This window comes from Phytohabitans aurantiacus (genome assembly GCF_027923225.1).
In the GTDB taxonomy this organism is placed as follows: domain Bacteria; phylum Actinomycetota; class Actinomycetes; order Mycobacteriales; family Micromonosporaceae; genus Phytohabitans; species Phytohabitans aurantiacus.
Window position 1 is genome coordinate 16,293 of sequence record NZ_BSDI01000018.1, and the last position, 18,027, is coordinate 34,319.

Sequence of the window (18,027 nt, forward strand, 5' to 3'; positions counted from 1 at the left end):
CACAAGATCTTTACCACAGCTGGTGGCTACGGTCTGCAGGCACCGAGCCGGGTTTCCCCGGCACACGCCCCCAACCTGGGAGGTTCACATGAGCGTCACGAAGTTGCTCCGCTCTGTCGGCGACCGGATGCTGAGCGGCCTGCTGCCGCAGGACACGGCGGACGCCGACCAGTTCGAGTGCTCGCCGCAGACGATCTGCGACTGGGCCTACCCGTACTGCCCCGGGCAGGCGTTCCGCACCAAGTTCCGCCGCACGCGTTGCTCGGACGGCAGCGCCACGCCGTGGAAGCGCGTCGGCTGCTGCTAGGTCCCGCTTCACAAGGATCGGTCGAGCCGAGGCCATGGACACGGCCGCGTGTCGTGTCCATGGCCGGGTGAGGTGTCCACAGTGACCTATGTGACTTTGGCTCTGCGGCTCGCGCTGGCCGGCGTGTTCCTCGTGTCCGGCCTGGCGAAGGCCAGGGCGCTCGACGAGACCGTCGCGATGGTGGCGGTACTGCGCAAGAGGCTCTGGCCCGCTGGCCGGCGCCTCGACCGCCCGGCATCGTGGCTGCTGGTGACCGTGGAGGCCGGTACCGGAGCGGCGCTGCTCGCCGGCCGACCGTTAGCTGTCCCCGCGTTGCTCGCCGCCACCGCGCTGCTCGTGGGTTTTGCGGCGCTGGCGCTGGCCGCCGCGCGCTCCAAGCTCAACCTGACGTGCGCCTGCTTCGGCCGACCGAGCGCGCGCCTGGGCTGGCGCCACGTGTGGCGAAACCTGGCGCTGCTTGGCATCGCCGTGTCGGCCCTGGCCGGCGCTCTGGCACCGATGGCCGCACCGTCCGATGTGGCCGGATACGCGGTCGCCGCCTCGGCGGCGCTCGTGGTCACGCTGTTGTGTGCCTTCTACGACGACATAGTGGACCTGGTCACGGGCTGACCTGAGGTCCCACGAAAGGGAGCATCCTCGCCATGCCGTTCCTCGTCGCCGCGGTCGTGCTGTTCAGCGCGATCGCCACCCTGAACCTGGTGCTGACGCTGGCCGTGATCCGCCGCCTGCGCGAGTCGCCGCCGGCCGCGCGCAAGGTGGCCGCCGACCCCGACCTGCCGGAACTGCCCGCGGGCAGCCCGGTGCCCGCGTTTCACGCCGAGGCCTTGTCGGGCCGGAGCGTCAGCGACAAGAGCCAGAGCGAGTCGGAGGCGGTGTACGCGTTCTTCGACAGCGGCTGCTCGTCGTGCCGGCCGACGATTCCCCGACTGCTCGACTACGCGAAGCGCAACGGGCTGAACCCCGACCAGGTGGTCGCCGTCGTGGGCGGGGAGGCCGCCGACGCCGGCGAATACGTCGACGCGCTCGACGGGCGGGCCACCGTGATCCTGGAGGAGACGCTGGGGCCGGTCGCGGCGGCGTTCTCCATCCACAGCTTCCCGGCCTTCGTCATCGCCGACCCGGGCGGCATCGTCCGGCGCTCGGGAGACAGCACGAGCACGCTGGTCGCGGCCGCGGCATGAACGGGTCCGGCCTGGTCCGCGGAGCCGCGCACGCCCTGAAGCTGACCTGGCGGGCCGGGCCGGTCGAGGCCACGCTGTACCTGCTGATGACGGTCGCGCAGGGCGTACTGCCGGCCGGTGTGGCCCTGCTGACCAAGTGGCTCATCGACGCCATCCAGTTCTCCGGCACGGAGAGACCGGGCTCTCCCGCCTACACGGAGCCGGTCGCGCTGGTCGCGGGCATCGGCGGGCTCGGGGTGCTGCTGGCCGTCCTGCCCTATGGCGTGGACTACGTCCGGTCACGGCTGCAGCGTTCCGTCGCCCTGCTGGTGCAGCACCGCCTCTACGCCGCGGTCAACCGGATGGACGGCTTGGCACGCTTCGAGGAGCCGGAGTTCCGGGACCGGCTGCGACTTGCCCAGCAGGCCGCCACCGGGGCGCCCGACCAGGTCGTCACATCGGCGTTCGGCACCGCGCAGAGCTTGCTGACCGTGGCCAGCTTCCTCGGCGTGCTCGTCACGATCAGCCCGGTGATGACCGTCGTCACCGTCTGCGCCGCGGTGCCGTCGCTGTTCGTCCAGGTGCTCATCAGCCGCCAGCACGCCGACATGCTGTGGCGGATGAGCCCGCACAGCCGGCGGCAGCTCTTCTACCAGATGCTGATGCTCGACCTCGCCGCGGTGAAGGAGACCCGCCTGTTCGGCACCGGGCCGTTCCTGCTGCGGCGGATGCGCGACGAGACCGTGGCCATCAACCGCGCGGAGGAGCGGATCGACCGCGGGATCGCGGCGCGGCAAGGGCCGCTGTCCGCGTTCGGCGCGCTGGTCGCGGCCGGCGGTCTGGTGTGGATGGTGGGCGCCGCCGTGCGCGGTGACTTCACCATCGGTGACGTGTCCGCGTTCATCGCGGCTGTCGCCGGGGTACAGGGCGCGATCGGCGGCCTGGTGTTCGGCGCGACCGAGGGCTACCGCGCGCTGCTGCTGTTCCGCCACTACACCGACGTCACGGACACGCCGGCAGACCTGCCAGTACCCCAGCACCCGAGCGCGCTTCCGGTGCTGCGGCGCGGCATCTACCTCGACGACGTCTGGTTCCGGTACGGCGACGACGCCCCGTGGGTGCTCCGAGGCGTCAGCCTGGCGATCCCCTGTGGACAGGCGCTGGCGCTGGTAGGACTCAACGGCGCGGGCAAGAGCACGCTCGTGAAGCTGCTATGCCGGCTGTACGACCCGACGAAGGGCCGCATCCTCTGGGACGGCGTCGACATCCGCGAGGTGCCCATCGCCGACCTGCGTGACCGGATCAGCGCGGTGTTCCAGGACTACGTCGCGTACGACCTGACAGCCGCCGAGAACATCGGCATCGGCGACGTGGCGCACTTCGACGACACCGATCGGATCCGCGCGGCGGCGGAGCACGCGGGCGTACACGACATGGTGACCGGCCTGCCACAGGGGTACCGGACGCTGCTGTCGCGCATGTTCATGCACGACGAAGACGGTGACGAGCAGGTGCGCGGCGTCACGCTCTCCGGCGGCCAGTGGCAGCGGATCGCCCTGGCGCGGGCACTGATGCGCGACGGTCGCGACCTGCTGATCCTCGACGAGCCCAGCGCGGGGCTGGACGCCGACGCCGAGCAGGCAATCCACGAGACCCTCCGCCGGTACCGTGCCGGCGCCACCAGCCTGCTCATCTCCCACCGCCTCGGCGCGGTACGGCGGGCCGACCGCATCGCGGTGCTCCAAGATGGACAGGTGACCGAGCAAGGTACCCACGACGAACTGCTGGCCGCCGGCGGCGAGTACGCGCGCCTGTTCACCCTGCAGGCATCCGGGTACGTGGACGCGCCCGCGTGAACGGCTGGATGGCGCTCACCGCTGCGGCGGTCGCGGTCGCCGTGCTGGCCTTGGCCTGGTGGCTGCGCCGCACATATGTCGCGATCACCGTCGCCGGCCTCAGCATGAGCCCCACCCTCGTGACCGGCGATCGGGTGCTGATCCGGCGCGGCGCGGGCGGCCTGCGACGGGGGCGCATCGTGGTGGTCGCGCGGCCCGACCGCGAGACCGGCTGGCGGCACAACCCGCCCGTGGACGGCCTGCGCGGGACCGGCTGGTACATCAAGCGGGCCGTCGCGCTGGCCGGTGACCAGTACCCGGAGGGCGTCGGGAGCGGCGGGACGGTGTCGGAGGGTCACCTCGTGCTGCTCGGCGACAACCCGCGCAGCTTCGACTCGAAGCAGTACGGCCCGTGCCCCCGCAACCAGATCCTCGGCGTGATGGTGCGGCGGCTCAGCTGAGGGCCGCCCGTACCTCGTCGGCGTCCGGGTGCCCGATCTCCTCGAAGATTTCCAGTGCCCGCTGCCGCGCCTCGCGGGCGGCGGAGTGGTCGCCGAGAGCCTCGTACGCCTCCGCGAGCCGGCACAGGCAGTAGCCCTCGTTGTAGCGCTCACCGAGCTCGCGGGTGATGTCGACGGCGTGACGGTAGCTGGCGATCGCCTGTCGATGGTCGCCGCGTTGCTGGTGGACGAAGCCGAGCGTGCCCCAGATGGCGGCCTCCGGACTGCGATGCGGGCTCGCCGTCAGAAAGCCGAGCGCCTCCTCGCACAAGGCCAACGCCCGTTGGTGCTCGCCGCTCATGGCGCTCAGGAAGGCCATGTTGTTCAACGCCTTCGCCTGGCCGGACACGTGGCCGGCCGCCTGGTAGAGGTCGATCGCCCGCTGGTTGTGCGCGAAAGCCTCGTCGTGCCGGCCATGCCGTGCGCACAGCCCGCCGAGGCCACGCTGGGCGTGCGCTTCGCCGACCGCGTCAGCCACCGCGCGAAACAGGTCGACGGCGCGGCGATAGTGGGCCTCCGCCTCGTCGTACCGGCGCAGGCGGGCGTACGCGCGCGCGAGGCTGTCACACGCGTTGCCCTCCGCGGCCGGATCGCCCAGCCGGCGGGCGGCCCCGATCGCGGTGCCCTGCACGGCGGTCAGCTCGTCCCAGTGCCCGCCGTCTTCCAGGTGGAACCGCAGCGAACGGGCCAGCCGGCACGCGTGCCGGTCGAAGCCGACCTTCGCCGCCTGCTGGCACGTCGCGACCAGTACGGCGTGCTCGGCGCGGAACCACGCCACCGCCTCCTCCCGCTTCGCGAAGTCACCTGGCTCGGCCGGCTCGATCGCCTCGTCCGGATCCCGGTGGCGTTCGGCGGCTTCGGCCAGCTCGGCGTAGTGGTCGAACAACCTTCGCAGCGCGTCGTGCCGCTCGACAGTGGACTGCGCGCACTCGGCCGCGTACACCCGCACCAGATCGTGCAGCCGGTACCGGTCGACCGCGTGCTGCTCGACCAGGTGCGCGTCGGTGAGCTCGCGCATCGTCACCCGGCAGGCGGCCGGTGGCGATCCGGCCAGGCTGGTGGCGGCCGCTCCGCCGATGTCCGGACCGACCGCCAGACCCAGCAGGGTGAACACCCGCGCCGCGTCCGGGGTCAGCGCGCGGCACGACGCCGCGAAGACCGCGCGCAGGCTGGCCGTCAGGTCGTCGGTGTCCAGATAGTCCAGTCGCGTCGCGTCGTCGCGCAACTGCCGGGCGAGGGCCGCGAGCGGCAGGTCCGGGTGTGTGGCGGCGCGCGCCGCGGCGATGCTGAGGGCCAGCGGCAGCCCGGCGCAGTGCGCCAGGATGTCGGTGACGCTGTCGGGCTCGGCGGCCGCCTGCTGCCCGAGTCCACCGGCGAGCAGGCCCCTGGCCTCGTCGTCATCGAGCAGGCCAAGCCGCACCGGGATCGCGCCGTGGGTGGTGACCAGGCCGGTGAGCCGGCGCCGGCTGGTGACCAGTACCGTCGCGGAGTCGCCGCCCGGCAGCAACGGCGTCACGTGCGCGGTATCGCGGGCGTTGTCGAGCACCACCAGCACGCGCCGGCCCGCGGCGACGCTGCGGTACCGGCCGGCGAGAGCTTCTGGCTCGGCGGGCGCGGCCTCCGGTGGTACGCCGAGCGCGTCGAGGAAACCGCGTAGCGCCACCGCCGCCGGCATCGGCTCGGCCACCGGGTCGAAGCCGCGCAGGTTCACGTACAGCTGGCCGTCCGGGAACGTCTCCAGGTTGTCGTGGGCCCACCGCAAAGCCAGCCAGCTCTTGCCGATCCCACCGGGGCCGCTGATCGCCACCACCGGCATCCGACCGTCCACATCGGTGCTTGGCATCGAACCGCGCAGCTTCGCCAGTTCACGGATGCGTCCCACGAACCGCGCCGGCCGGGTGGGAAGCTGCCGGGGGATGGCACGTGGTGGCCCCGAGGGCATCGGCGGCGACGCGGGTGCCGGTGGCGCGATGGCGAGCGCGGCTTGGTAGAAGCGCTCACGCTCGGTATCGGCGAGGCCCAGCGCGTCGGCGAGGAGCTGCACGGTGCTGGGGCGGGGACGAGCCGTCCGGCCGGTCTCCAGGTCTCTGACCTGGCGCGCGCTGATGCCAGCCTGTCTGGCCAGCTCCTCCTGGGTCATCGCACGGTGCTGCCGATACCTGCGCAACAGCTCACCGAACAATCTGCGCGTCCCCCACTCGACGTGCGCGCCCACCTCGCCGGCAGGCCCGCGTGCCCGGAAATCTCCGGTCATTCTCCGCTTGGTCGCCTGTCGATGTCTGCCCATCGACAGGACCCTGAGCGTACGTGCGTGGCGCCATCCCCGGATGGCGCGCCTCAAACGGGGAGGGGATCGCGGATGCCGGCCTATCGATTGACGCTCTGGTCTCGGGGGGCGGTGGCGGTGGGAACCGCGCTCGCCCTGGTGGCTGGCCTGTGCGGCGTGCCGGCTCAGGCCGCCGAACCCAAACCTCACAAGGCCCGCTGGTCGGCGGCGCCCGAGGCGAAGCCGGTGCGGGGCACGGCCGTTCGCACGCGGCCGCGCCCCGCCGACCCGGCGGCGGCGGGCGCCCTGGCCAAGGCGCCGGCCGTGACGTGGCCCAAGGCCGGCAGCGCCGAAGTGTCACTGTCGGGCGCGCGGACCGCCGCGGTGCGGGCCGGTGGGCTACCGGTATCGATCGCGCCGCGCGCTGGCGGCCCGCGCCGGGTGAAGGTGGAGCTGCTCGACAGGTCCGCAGCCGAACAGGCCGGAGTGGACGGTGTGCTGTTCCGGGTACGCCGCACGGACGGAGCGGCCGGCGCCGGCCCTGTAGCGGTCGACGTCGACTACTCGGGTTTCCGGCACGCCTTCGGAGGCGACTACGCCGCGCGGCTGACCCTGGTGCGGCTGCCCGCGTGCGCGGCGTCTACGCCCAAACGGCCCGAGTGTGTCGCCGCCACGCCGCTGCGGGCCACCAACGACGTGCGGGCGGGCCGGATCCGCGGCGACGTGACCACCGCGGACCTGACCACCGCCGACGCGGTCTACGCGGTCACCTCCTCGGCGAGCGGCAGCGCCGGCAGCTTCAAGCCCACATCGCTGTCACCGTCGGCCATGTGGGAGGTGGGTCTCCAGTCCGGCGACTTCAACTGGTCGTACCCCCTGGAGGTGCCGCCGGCCGCGGGCATGGAGCCGTCACTGGCCCTGTCGTACTCCTCCGGCGCCGTCGACGGTCGCACGACCTCGACCAACAACCAGGCGTCGTGGATCGGTGACGGCTTCGACCTCCAGCCCGGCTTCATCGAGCGCCAGTACACGACGTGTGGCTCCGACATGGACGGTGGTAACAACACCACCGCCACCACCGACCTGTGCTACGCGTCCGCCAACGCCACCGTCGCACTGCCCGGCGTGGCCGGAGAACTGGTGTGGGACGCGGGCAAGCGGATTTGGCGTGCGGAGGAGGATGACGGCTGGCGGGTTGAGCAGCTCTTCGGCGCGAACAACGGCGACAACGACGGCGAGCACTGGCGGCTCACCTCGCCCGAGGGCACGCAGTACTTCTTCGGCCGCGTCACCGCCGCCAAGTCGGCCTGGACGGTGCCGGTCTTCGGCAACCAGGCCGGCGAGCCCTGCAACGCGGCCGCCTTCGCCACCTCATGGTGCCAGCAGGCGTACCGGTGGATGCTCGACTACGTCGTGGACCGGCACGGCGACGCCATGGCATACCACTACGACACCGAGACCAACCACTATGGACGCGGGGGCGCCAGCGGCAACGCCACCCCGTACGTGCGAGCCGGTCAGATCACTCGCATCGACTACGGCCTCCGGGACGGCCAGAGCGAGCCGGCCGCCCGGGTCGTTTTCACCGCCGCGGACCGGTGCATACCCGGCTCGCCGTGCCAGCGCTCCCAACCGGCCGACTGGCCCGACGTGCCGTGGGACCAGCAATGTGACGGCGGCGTCTGTACTGGCACGTCGCCGGTTTTCTTCGGCACCAAGCGACTCGCCAAGGTGACCACCCAGGTGCGCGACGGCGGCCAGCTCAAGGACGTCGACTCCTGGACGCTCAAGCATCTCTACCCGGTCACCAACGACACCACCGGTCCCAGCCTCTGGCTCGAATCGATCGTCCATACGGGACACGTCGGTGGCCAGCTGAGCACGCCAGAGGTCAACTTCGACGGCCTGCTGCGCGACAACCGGCTGGAAGTCGTCGACGGCGAACCGTGGATGCGCAAGTGGCGGCTGGTCAGAATCAACACCGAGACCGGCGGCCAGATCGACATCACCTACTCCGCGAACTGCACGGCCGGCACCGTACCCGCCGCCGACACCAACGGCCGCGCGTGCTTCCCCGTCTACTGGACTCCGGCGGGCGCCACGCAGCCGCGGCTGGACTGGTTCCACAAGTACCTGGTGACCCAGGTTCGCGAGATCGACCGGGTCGGCGGATCGCCGGACAAGTTCACCTCGTACGAGTACGCCGGCGACGCCGCCTGGCACCACGACGACGCCGAACTGGTGCCCGACGAGCTGAAAACATGGGGGCAGTGGCGCGGCTACCAGACCGTCAAGGTCCGCACGGGCGCGCCCGGCGGCGCCCGCACGCTCGTCGAGCACCGCTTCTTCCGGGGCATGCACGGCGACAAGAAGCTCGACGGCACCACCAAGGCGGACAAGCTCGGCGGGCAGGACGACCTGCCCGTACTGCGCGGGTTCGCGCATGAGGAAATCACGTACAACGGCGACGGCGGCCCCGAGATCGAGCGTGAGCTCAACGAGCCGGTCGTCATCGGGCCGAACGCGATCCGCCGCCGCGCCTCCGGCGACCTGAGCGCGTACACCACCGAGGTGAAACGGAACTACACCCGCACCGTTCTGGCGGATGGGGGCTACCGGGAGACCGAGGAGATCCATTCCTACGACGCGTACGGCGTCCACATCCTGACCGACGACCGCGGCGACCTGTCCACAAGCGACGACGACCGGTGCCAGCGGACCAGCTACACCGCCAACAAGGACGACTGGCTGATCGGCCTGCCGCACCGCGTCGAGACCGTGAGCGTCGCCTGCGCCGCCACCCCGAACCGCCCAACCGATGTGATCTCCGATGTGCGGGTGTACTACGACGGGTCCGACACCCTCGACGCGGCCCCTACCAAGGGCGACGCCACTCGAGGTGAGGAGTTGTCGTCCTGGGGCGCGAACGGCGCGGTCTACACCACGATGGGTCGCAAGGCGTACGACGCGCACGGGCGCGAGATCGAAAGCTACGACGCCCTGGGCAACAAGGAGACCACGGCATACACGCCGGCTGTGGGCGGGCCCATGACGGAGGTCGAGACTACGAACGCCCTCGGGCACCGGTCACTGACCCGGGTCGACCCGGCAACCGGTTCCCCGGTGCTCCTCGTCGACGCCGACGGCAAGCGTTCCGAGATGGTCTACGACGCGCTCGGACGCCTCGTGAAGGCATGGGGACCCGGACGGTCCAGCGCCGAGAGCCCCGAGGTCGAATTCCAGTACTTGCTGCGAAACGACGGCCCATCGGTCATCACCACCAGGACCCTTCTCAACAACGGTGGATACCGCAGCGACCGCTCCCTCCTCGATGGACTCCTGCGGCAACGGCAGACCCAGTCGCCGGCGCCGGGTGGCGGTCGGCTCGTCGCCGACACGATCTACGACTCGCACGGGAGGGTGGTGAAGACCAACTCCACGTATCACAACGACGACGCGCCGGGGACCGATCTGCTGGTCACCGCCGACGAGGACGCACCCGGGCAGACGGTCTTCGTCTATGACGGTGTGGGCCGGGAAACCGCCGAGATCTTCAGGGTCAAGGGCATCGAGAAGTGGCGTACCACCACGACGTACGGCGGAAACTGGACGCGCGAGAACCCGCCCGCCGGTGGCACCCCGACCACCGAGGTGTTCGACGCCGAGGGCAAGGTTATCGAGCTGCGCCAGCACAAGAGCGGCGCCGCGTACGACAGCACCCGCTACACCTACACCCCGTCCGGTGAGCCCGCCTCGGTCACCGACCCCGCGGGCAACGTGTGGCGGCACCACTACGACCTGCGTGGCCGCGAGATTCGCGTCGACGACCCCGACAAGGGCACCGCGACGATGACCTACGACGACGAGGACCGGCTGCTCACCACGACCGACTCGCGGGGAAGGACGGTCGCCAGCGCCTACGACGTCCTCGGCCGGAAGACCGCCACCTACGAGGGATCCACCGGCGGGACCCAGCTGACCGAGCAGACCTACGACAGCCTCCGCAAGGGACTTCCGGTCGCGTCGACCCGGTTCGTGAACGGCCAGGCGTACCGCAGCGAGGTCACCGGATACAACGACCGGGGCCAGGTGACCGGCACCGCGGTGACCATCCCCGCGGCCGAGGGCGCTTTGGCCGGCCGGTACACGTCGACATCCACCTACAACGACGTCGGCCAGGTCACCTCGGTGACACAGCCGGGCGCCGGAGGGCTTCCCGACGAGATCCTGGCGTACGGCTACGACGAACTCGGGCAGCCGATCTCGTTGACGGGTGCGGCGACCTACGTCGAGTGGACCAGGTACACGCCGCTGGGCGAGCTCGCCGAGTACATTCTCGGCGGCGTCGACGGCAAGCGGATGCAACAGTCCTTCGAGTACGAGACCGGAACGCACCGGATGACCGTGTCCCGGGCCCGCGACGAGCTCTCCGAGACGCCAGCGGTGGAGCGTCGCTTCGAGTACGACCCCGCCGGCAACCTCAAGAAGCTGGTGACGGCGGCGCGAGACCGGCAGGCCGACACCCAGTGTTACGACATCGACCACCTGGAACGGCTGACCGAGGCATGGACGGCGACCGACGACTGTGCCGGTGGGCCCAGCCTCGACAACCTCGGCGGGCCGGCGCCGTACTGGCACTCGTACACCTTCGACAAGGTTGGCAACCGGCTCACCGAGAAGTGGCACGCCGCCGCTGGTGATACGACACGCACCTACTCGTACCCGATGGCGGGATCACCGCAGCCGCACACGCTGCTCTCGGTTACGTCGACCGGGCTTGGCGGGTCGCGAACCGACAGCTACGGCTACGACGCCGACGGCAATACGACGAGTCGCCCCGGCCAGACCCTGGTCTGGAACAGCGAGGGCCTGCTGGAGTCGGTCACCGCGGGATCGGATACCACCTCCTACCTGTACGACGCGGAGGGCGAAAGGCTCATCCGGCGGGAGGCGGGTGCCACCACGCTCTACCTCGGCAGCACCGAGCTGCGGTGGGACAGGGGGACCGGCAGCGTCGACGGCACCCGCTACTACGCCTTCCACGATGCGACCGTCGCGATCCGGACGGAAGCCGGGCTGAGCTGGGTCTTCGCCGACCACCACGGCACGGGCGAAACCGTGGTCGACGCCGACACCCAGGCGGTGAGCCACCGGCTGCATCTGCCCTTCGGCGCACCTCGCGGGGGCACTCCTGCCACCTGGCCGGGTGACAAGGGGTTCGTGGGCGGCACCAAGGACGCCACCGGACTGACCCATCTCGGCGCGCGCGAGTACGACCCGCTGACCGGCCGCTTCATCTCGGTCGACCCGATCATCAATGTGGACGATCCACAGCAGATGCACGGGTACGCCTACGCCAACAACAACCCGGCGAGCCTGAGCGACCCGGACGGCCTCGAACCCCGCCCCGGCCATGCGAAACCGAAGACGAAGAAGCCGAAAGCCAAGGTCAAGAAGGCCAAGAGCACCAAGCCCAAGTCGAAGCCGACGCCGCGGTGCGGCAATCCGCGCCAGTGCGACGGAAGCAATGCCAAGATTGCCAAAGACGTCAAGAAGATGAAGGCTCGGGCGAACAAGGCGGCAAAGCGCTACTGCTCGACGCCGAGTCAGTGTGACAACAAGGACGCGAAGAAGGTGAAGGCCCGCAACGCGGCGGCGAAGCGGAAGTGTGCCAACCCGCGGCAGTGCGACGGCAGCAACGCCAAGATTGCCAAAGACGTCAAGAAGATGAAGAACCGCGACGCCGCTGAGAAATTGGGTAAGGCCGCCGACGCCGCGACAGCCCTGGGCGCGGGCCCCAGTGGAGCTGCCACCTACGACGAGACGATGGACAAGTGGAAGAAGGACTGGTGGGCCTCGAAGCACGCAAACACCTATCGCAAGGACCCTGGGCTGAACAAGCCCGCCGTTAAGTGGGGCGGGCGCGGGCTGGGCGCCGTCGGGGCGGCGATGACCTTCAACAGCAACGTCGCCGGAGGTGACAGCCTGGGGAAGGCGGCGGTGAAGACCGGCGTCGACGCCGCCACGGTCTGGGCCGGTGCGAAGGCAGGCGCGGGTCTGGGCGCCGCGGTCGGAAGCGTCATTCCTGGCGTCGGCACGGCCGCTGGCGCGTTCGTCGGTGCCGTCGTGGGGACCGTAGCCGGCATCTACGCGAGTAAGGCCGCGACCGAGGCGATCGACAGTGTCTGGGAAGAGTAGTCAGCGTCCGCGGATCGGGTTCCACTTCAGACAATCAGGCGGTGAGTGTTGATGGGCAGGGTGACGGTGCGCGGGCGTATGTCGGCATTGGCTATTACGGTGCTGCTGTCGTTGGTAGCGACTCCCGTCGCGGCGCGGGCGGAGGAGCCGGACAGGTGGAAGGTGCCGCCATCGGGGGCGGAGCGGTCGGTGACGGGAAAGACCGCTCCGAAGGCACCACGTCCGGCGCTGGCGGTGGACAAGCAGGCGGCCGGGCGCGGGACGGCGGCTGCCTCGCTCACGGTACGGGCAACCGGGGCGGGGCAGCCGGCCGTGAAGGTGCTGCGGCGCACCGCCACCGTCACCACGTTCCAGGTAGGACGGTCGGCGACGGTCGAGGTCGACTACTCGGGCCTGCGGCGGGCGTACGGCGGTGACTACGCGTCGCGGTTGCGGGTCGTCGACCTGGGCACCGGCAAGGTGGTGCGGGCCAAGCACGACGCGGCGGCTGGGAAGCTGAGCGCGCCGGCAGTCGCGGGCACCACGTACGCGGTGACCGCCGGAACCGCCGGCAGCGCCGGCAGCTTCGCACCGACCTCGCTGGCGCCGTCGGCGACGTGGGCGGTGGGGATCCAGTCGGGCGACTTCTCGTGGAACTATCCGATCCGGGTGCCGCCGGCACCAGGGCTCACCCCGGAGGTAGCCCTCTCATACGCGTCGAGTGTCGTGGATGGACGGACGGCGTCGACCAACAACCAGGCGTCCTGGATCGGTGAGGGATTCGGCTACGAGCCGGGATTCATCGAGCGTACCTACAAACCGTGTGCCGAGGACGGCCAGGCCGGCAAGGGTGACATGTGCTGGGACGGGCAGGCGGCGCACCTGATCCTGCCCGGGATAACGGGCGAACTTGTCTGGGACAGCTCCCGGGAGGTGTGGCGGGTCGCGAACGACGAGGGATGGCGCGTCGAGCTGCGCACCGGGGCCAGCAACGGCGACGATGACGGCGAGCACTGGGTCGTCACCGGGCCGGACGGCACCCAGTACTCGTTTGGGCGGGTCGGCGCGGCGAGGTCGACCTGGACGGTGCCGGTGTTCGGCGATGACAGCGGCGAACCGTGCCACGGGCCGGCGTTCGACACGTCGTGGTGCCAGCAGGCGTACCGCTGGACGCTCGACACCGTCACCGACATCCACGGTGACCAGATCTCCTACCACTACGAGACCGAGACCAACCACTACGGCCGGTCCGGCACCGCGAGCAACGCCACCCCCTACGTGCGGGGCGGTTACCTCACACGGATCGACTATGGACAGCGCGCGGGCACCGAACCGGTGGCGCGGGTGCTCTTCACCAGCGCGCCGCGCTGCGTGCCGGGCTCGGTCTGCCAGGCGGCCCAGACCTCCGACTGGCCGGACACGCCGTGGGACCTGTCGTGCCCCGGTGGGAGCTGCGCGGCTGTCGGGCCCAGCTTCTGGGGCACCAAGCGGCTCGCGAAGATCACCACACAGGTGCGTACCGGTGCCGCGTTCACCGATGTGGACTCGTGGACGCTCGGTCACACCTTCCCGGCGACCGGCGACGACGCCACCCCGGCCCTCTGGCTGCGCTCGATCCTCCATACCGGACACGTCGGTGGTACGGCGCGCCTGCCGGAGGTGCTGCTCGACGGCCTGCGGCTGCCCAACCGGATCGGTACGGTCGACGGGCTCTCGCCGATGAACAAGTGGCGGCTGTCCCGGATCTACAGCGAGGCCGGCGGCCTGACCGAGGTCGGCTACCAGGCCGCGCAGTGTGACACCGCGACGCTGCCCCGGCAGGACGCGAACGCGCGCAGCTGCTTCCCTGCGTACTGGCTTCCGCAGGGCGCGACCAACCCCGAACTGGGCTGGTTCCACAAGTACGTGGTGCGCGAGGTGGCAGAGGTGGACCGGGTCGGCGGGGCGCCACGCGCGCTCACCCAGTACGAGTACGTCGACACCGGTCCCGCCTGGCGCTACGACGCCGCGGAGCTCGTGCCGGACCGGTTCAAGACGTGGGGGTCCTGGCGCGGCTTCCAGAAGGTGCGGGTGCGCACCGGCGCACCGAGCGGCCAGCAGACGCTCACCGAGCACCTGTTCATGCGCGGCATGCACGACGACCTGCTCCTCGACGGCTCCCGCCGGAGCGTCAGCATCGAGGACTCGCTGGGCATCCCGGTCCCGGACAAGCCCGGTTACGCCGGGTTCGCCCGCGAGACGATCGTCCGGGATGGAGTGACCGGCGCGGAGATCTCGGCGGAGTTCCAGGAGCCGTGGCTGTCCGACCCGACGGCGGTCCGCGACCGCGACAGCGGCCCGCTGGAGGCCCGCATCCTGAAGGTGGACACGGTGCAGACCCGCACCGTCCTCGCCGGCGGCGGCGTGCGGCTGTCGAAGACCACCACGAAGCACGACGGCTACGGCAGTGTGACCGAGGTTCACGACCACGGCGACGTGGCGGTGGCCGGCGACGACCTGTGCACCACGACGTCGTACACGCGCAACACCACCGCCTGGCTGGTTCACCTGCCGAACCGCGTGCGCACCGCGGCGGTGCCGTGCGGCACCGACCCGGCGCCGGCCGACGTGGTCTCCGACGAGCGCACCTACTACGACGGCAGCGGCACCATCGACGCGGCGCCGGTGAAGGGCGACGTCACCAGGACCGAGAAACTGTCCTCTTGGGAGGGTGACGAGCCGCGGTATGTCACCACGACCCGGGCGGCGTACGACCAGCACGGGCGGATCGTCGAGTCGTTCGACGCGCTCGACGCGAAGACCACCACCGCGTACGAGCCGGCGACCGGCGGCCCGGTGACGAAGGTGACAGTCACCAACCCGCTCGGCCACACGGGCGTCACCGAGCTGGACGCCGCCCGTGGAGGCGTCCTGGCAACGGTCGACGCCAACGACCGCCGCGGCACGCGCACCTACGACCCGCTCGGGCGGCTCACCGCCGCCTGGCAGCCTGGGCGTGCGGCCAACCAACCGCCGTCGGTGCGGCACGAGTACCTGCTCCGGTCCGACGAGCCGTCCGTGGTGACCACCCACCGGTTACTCGGCAACGGCGCCTACGTCACCAGCCACGCGTTCTACGACGGATTGCTGCGCGAGCGGCAGACCCAGAGGCCGGCGCCGAACGGCGGCCGGATCGTCACCGACACGCACTACGACGCACACGGCCGGGTCGCCCGCACCAACGCCGACTACCACAATGACAGCGCCGTGAGCACGTCGCTGCTCGTGGTCGACCACGCGGCGGTACCTTCGCAGGAGGTCGTCGAGTACGACGGCGCGGGCCGGAAGAGCGCCGCGATCCTCCGCTCGTTCGGCACGGAGGTGCACCGCACCACCTACACCTACGGCGGTGACCGGATCAGCGAGGATCCGCCCGCCGGTGGTACGCCGACGACGCGGATCACCGACGTGCGAGGACGCGTCGTCGAGCTGCGACAGTACACAGGGGACGGTCCGAGCGGCGCGCACCTCGCGACGAAGTACGGCTACACCAAGGCGGGCAGGCGTTCCTCGGTGACCGATCCCGCCGGCAACGTGTGGCGCTTCGGATACGACGTGCGTGGCAGGCAGGTGCGGGTGGAGGATCCGGACAAGGGCACCGCCACCATGACCTACGACGGCAAGGACCGCCTCGCCACGGTCACCGACGCGCGGGGCGCCACGATCGCGTACACCTACGACGTGCTCGACCGGCGAACCGGGACCTTCGAGGGATCGCCGAGCGGCAAGCGCCTGGCGGAGTGGACGTTCGACACGGCGCAAGGTGGCATCGGTGAGCCCGCCGCGGCGATCCGGCACGCCGATGGCGCCGCGTACCGCACCGAGACGCTCGGCTACGACCCGCACGGGTGGCCCACCGGCACCGCCGTGACGATTCCCAGTCGCGAGGCCGGCCTGGCCGGCCGGTACGAGTCCACAGTGGAGTACGACCAGGTCGGCGGGGTCGTGGCGACGGAGTTGCCAGCGGTCGGGGGCCTGCCCGAAGAGCGGATCCTGACTGGCTACGACGGCCTGGGCCGGGTCAGCACCGTGGGCTCCGAGGTGACGCAGTACGTGGCGGAGACCGCATACACGGAGGTCGGCCAGCTGCGGGCCCGCATTCTCGACGGCCGGGTGATGCGCCAGTACTCCTACGAGGAGAGCACCGGTCGGCTCACCGGAGTGCGGACGGTACTGGACACCGGCGCGGTCGCGGTCGACCTCGGGATCCGCTACGACCCGGCCGGTAACGTCGTGGCCAGCGCCGAGGCCGCCTCCGGCGACACGCAGTGCTTCGGGCACGACTCGTTGCGGCGGCTGGTGGAGGCATGGACCGCCACTGACAACTGCGCGGCCGCGCCGAGCCTGGCCGTGCTCGGCGGGCCGGCGCCGTACTGGCACTCCTACCGGTACGACGGTGGTGGCAACCGCACCCGCGAGACATGGCACGCGGCCGGCGGTGACACGGTTCGCGACTACGCCTACCCGCCCGCCGGTGGGGCCGGTCCGCACCGCCTCCAGAGCGTGACCACCGGGTCCAGTGTGGACCGGTACGGGTACGACGCGGCCGGAAACACGGTGGCGCGGCCGGGGCAGACCCTGACCTGGACCGCGGAAGGCCGGTTCGCCGGGGTGGACGCGGGCGGCGACGTTACGACGTTCGAGTATGGCGCGGACGGCGAGCGGCTGATCCGGCGCGACCCGGAGGGCCGGACGCTGTACCTGGGCGACACCGAGCTGCGCCTGGACTCGGCCACCGGCGCCGTCACCGGCACCCGCTACTACACCGTGGACGGTGACACGATCGCCGTACGCACCGGTTCGGGCCTGTCGTGGCTCGCCGACGACCACGCCGGTACGGCGGGCGCGGCGATCGACGCCGGCAACCTCGACGTCACCGTCCGGCGGCGGCTGCCCTACGGCGCTCCGCGCGGCGGTACGGCGGCCGGCTGGCCGGGGGAGCGGGGTTTCGTGGGCGGCACCGCCGATGGCAGTACTGGCCTGACGCACGTCGGCGCGCGCGACTACGATCCGCACGCGGGCGCGTTCATCTCGGTCGACCCGATTCTCGACACCGAGTCGCCGCAGCAACTGCACGGCTACGCGTACGCCGGCAACTCACCTGTCACCTACGCCGACCCGACCGGCCTGACCGCCCACCTCGCGCTGGTGTCGGCGCCGCCGATCGACTGGGACGGCGCGGTCACGGGGTTCCGGCTGTTCGGCTCCCCGGAACGCGAAGCGCTGTCCACACCGGACGTGACCCGGGTACTGCCCGGCGCGCGCGGCAACCCCAACCTCAACGCCACGATCAACAATGTCTTCGGCGTGCGGAAGTGGTCGCCGAAGGTCCCGCCGGGATACACGCAGCCGCCGGAGAGCCCGCCCTCGCAACCAGGACGCCCGGTCCCGCTTCCGAACATCCCGACGACGCCCAGCACCGGCTCGTCCGGATACGACATCCATGACCCGGGCGACGGCACCTGGCTGGTGAACTGCCGCACGGAGGGCCCGGTGCGTACCTGCACCTACACGCCTGTGAAGTCGCCCAGCGGTTACGGGGGCTACAAGCCGTACTACGACACGAGCGACTACGAAGAAGGCTCCTATCTCGAAGACCTGCACGGCGACTACGTGGAGTATCGCGACGAGTGGGAGTACGACCAGTGCACGTCGTGGAATCCGTGTAACACCAAGCCCGGGAAGGTCGAGGGATACAGCCCGCCCGGCCTGTACGGCAAAAAGAAGAAGAAGTAGGGCGGTA

8 protein-coding genes are annotated in these 18,027 nt (G+C 70.8%); 7 read left to right on the forward strand and 1 reads right to left on the reverse strand.

The features are described from left to right. Positions 1-88: 88 nt before the first annotated feature. The 5 genes from QMG73_RS19965 to QMG73_RS19985 all read left to right on the forward strand — a co-directional run bounded on the left by QMG73_RS19965 (position 89) and on the right by QMG73_RS19985 (position 3,763). The gene (locus QMG73_RS19965) at positions 89-307 is read left to right on the forward strand and encodes a hypothetical protein (RefSeq protein ID WP_281897834.1); all 219 of its coding nucleotides are present in this window, start codon (positions 89-91) and stop codon (positions 305-307) included. Between the two features lie 81 nt (positions 308-388). Further along, the gene (locus QMG73_RS19970) at positions 389-916 is read left to right on the forward strand and encodes a MauE/DoxX family redox-associated membrane protein (protein WP_281897836.1); all 528 of its coding nucleotides are present in this window, start codon (positions 389-391) and stop codon (positions 914-916) included. 32 nt (positions 917-948) lie between these two features. Then, positions 949-1,488, forward strand: coding sequence for a thioredoxin domain-containing protein (locus QMG73_RS19975; RefSeq protein ID WP_281897837.1), 540 nt, complete (start codon positions 949-951; stop codon positions 1,486-1,488). Continuing rightward, positions 1,485-3,323, forward strand: coding sequence for an ABC transporter ATP-binding protein (locus QMG73_RS19980; protein WP_281897839.1), 1,839 nt, complete (start codon positions 1,485-1,487; stop codon positions 3,321-3,323). Before QMG73_RS19975 ends, QMG73_RS19980 begins: the two co-directional genes overlap by 4 nt. Further along, positions 3,320-3,763 carry a S24/S26 family peptidase gene (locus QMG73_RS19985; protein WP_281897840.1) on the forward strand — a complete coding sequence of 148 codons (444 nt, stop codon included), beginning with the start codon at positions 3,320-3,322 and terminating at the stop codon, positions 3,761-3,763. The genes QMG73_RS19980 and QMG73_RS19985 overlap by 4 nt, the downstream gene beginning before the upstream one ends. On the opposite strand, the gene QMG73_RS19990 is transcribed toward QMG73_RS19985, so the two are convergent. After that, positions 3,756-6,089, reverse strand: coding sequence for an ATP-binding protein (locus tag QMG73_RS19990; protein ID WP_281897841.1), 2,334 nt, complete (start codon positions 6,087-6,089; stop codon positions 3,756-3,758). The two genes, QMG73_RS19985 and QMG73_RS19990, sit on opposite strands and share 8 nt — an antisense overlap. Before the next feature lie 72 nt (positions 6,090-6,161). On the opposite strand from QMG73_RS19990, the gene QMG73_RS19995 reads away from it, so the two are divergent. Together QMG73_RS19995 and QMG73_RS20000 are read left to right on the forward strand one after the other, a co-directional pair. After that, positions 6,162-12,266 (forward strand): RHS repeat-associated core domain-containing protein, encoded by a 6,105-nt coding sequence (locus tag QMG73_RS19995; RefSeq protein ID WP_281897843.1) that lies wholly within the window; start codon positions 6,162-6,164, stop codon positions 12,264-12,266. A gap of 51 nt (positions 12,267-12,317) precedes the next feature. Continuing rightward, on the forward strand, positions 12,318-18,020 hold the full coding sequence (locus QMG73_RS20000) for an RHS repeat-associated core domain-containing protein (protein WP_281897845.1): 5,703 nt from the start codon (positions 12,318-12,320) through the stop codon (positions 18,018-18,020). Positions 18,021-18,027 lie beyond the last annotated feature (7 nt).